Origin of the sequence: Pseudoalteromonas sp. SR45-5, from assembly GCF_014163565.1 — a bacterium.
Lineage (GTDB): Bacteria > Pseudomonadota > Gammaproteobacteria > Enterobacterales > Alteromonadaceae > Pseudoalteromonas > Pseudoalteromonas distincta.
On sequence record NZ_JACJDN010000810.1, the window covers coordinates 1 to 1,503 of the forward strand.

Annotated in this window: 2 protein-coding genes; both read right to left on the reverse strand. The window is 36.0% G+C overall.

Going from position 1 to position 1,503, the window contains the following annotated elements; translation table 11 throughout:
• Positions 1-110: 110 nt before the first annotated feature.
• On the reverse strand, positions 111-815 hold the full coding sequence (locus H5072_RS19260) for an NRDE family protein (protein WP_182694483.1): 705 nt from the start codon (positions 813-815) through the stop codon (positions 111-113).
• Between the two features lies 1 nt (position 816).
• A complete protein-coding gene (locus tag H5072_RS19265; RefSeq protein WP_182694484.1) occupies positions 817-1,350 on the reverse strand; it encodes a DinB family protein in 534 nt (177 codons plus the stop codon).
• Positions 1,351-1,503: the final 153 nt, after the last annotated feature.

A 1,503-nucleotide genomic window follows, 5' to 3' on the forward strand; every position in this document is an offset into this window, starting at 1 on the left:
CGTAATTTTTACCTGCTGTATTAATATAGCAGGTAAAAATAGAGCAAAAAAGTCGACGTGATTAATTGCGTCGACTTTTTTAGTTATGTAATCACTATAAAAATATTTAGTTAAGCTGCAGCCACTTTTAAACAACTAATGCTGCTAATGAGCTGAGACTGTTTATCAAAATAATTAAAACGTATAGTGTTACCAACTTTAATATGACTAATACTGACCGTCATTGCATCCTCTCTTAGCATATTTACGCCATATTGCCCTTGTTCGGCTTTACTGTAATGAAACGCTAAAAATTGCTCACTTTCAGGATGTCTTAAATCAATAAGTTGCTTAAATTGATGTTTACGCTTTTGTGTCACCGTTTCAAGCTCAACACCTGATGACGTAGCAAGTGGTTCAACTTGGCAGTGACTTAACTGCTTTGCATCCCACCTAATAAAAACCACGTTATTGTTATTTATCGATAGTCCATCCGGAAAAATACACAACTTAAAAGGCGCGTAGCCCGATAAATCCATGTTTTGTAATTGGGACAATGCAGAGGCTTTATTACTCAGTAAATGAGGGATTAACAGACCTCTACTATGCTTTACGGCAGTTATATCAAATACACTTTGGTAATCGTTTAATAATGCTAGTGTTTGCCCAAAATGCGATACACCAAGCCAAGTACCTCCTCCTTGCGGATCAATGGGGAAAATTGCATTGCCCTGGTGCTTACTTGGAGCGATTGCCGTTTCTCGTGATTTTTGCTCATCGCGATTAAAAAATAGCTCGTAGCCATCATCAGTTAAAAAGTAGCTTAACGTGCACATTTTAATTTTGCATCGATTTTGGTTGTGCTGGTTGGCTATTTTCTCTTAAAAAAGTAGCTGTACTTGGTGCTAAACCAAAGCTTTTATCGAGCTGCGACTTTTGAGCAAAAGAAATTTGTGAAATCATCGCGTAATGGTGCACAGCGTGACTGCCTACAAAAATAAGCTCTCGCGCAAGTGATGTTGTTACTGTTTGTACATTTTTGCTTTTAATCGAAACTTCGCTTGAAAGTGATAACGGTTTATTAAAATCATCTGGACTTAGCTGTTCAATCCACGTTGTTATTTCGGCAATTTTTTTTATTGCAGCAGTTGGAGAGTTTTCAATATCTCCTCCTCTTAAGCGGCAATCATAATCTACTTTTTGCGTGCTAAAGCCGGTCATTAAAGATTGATAATGATCGATAATATGTCGCATATGAGCTCCTGCCGAGCTAATAAAGTTAGGAGTAATGACTTGGGAATAGTCCTCTTTAGTTACACCTTCAAGATAAGCGTGTCCTTGAGCTAGTATCTCTAATTGACTATTTAACATTGAATCGGTCTTCCTCATTTATCACTAAATCTTATATGCAAATAATTACAACATGATTTTTGGATGCTAATTTTGCATTGTATAAATAACTAGAAAGCTGTTTTTAAAATTAACTTTCAAAGTTTTTGCAGTAAATGCATTTTTAAATACAAG

What these genes read in the sequence shown, in the direction of transcription:
- H5072_RS19260 (WP_182694483.1), bottom strand. Translation starts at nt 815, where the DNA reads ATGTGCACGTTAAGCTACTTTTTAACTGATGATGGCTACGAGCTATTT.
- H5072_RS19265 (WP_182694484.1), bottom strand. Translation starts at nt 1,350, where the DNA reads ATGTTAAATAGTCAATTAGAGATACTAGCTCAAGGACACGCTTATCTT.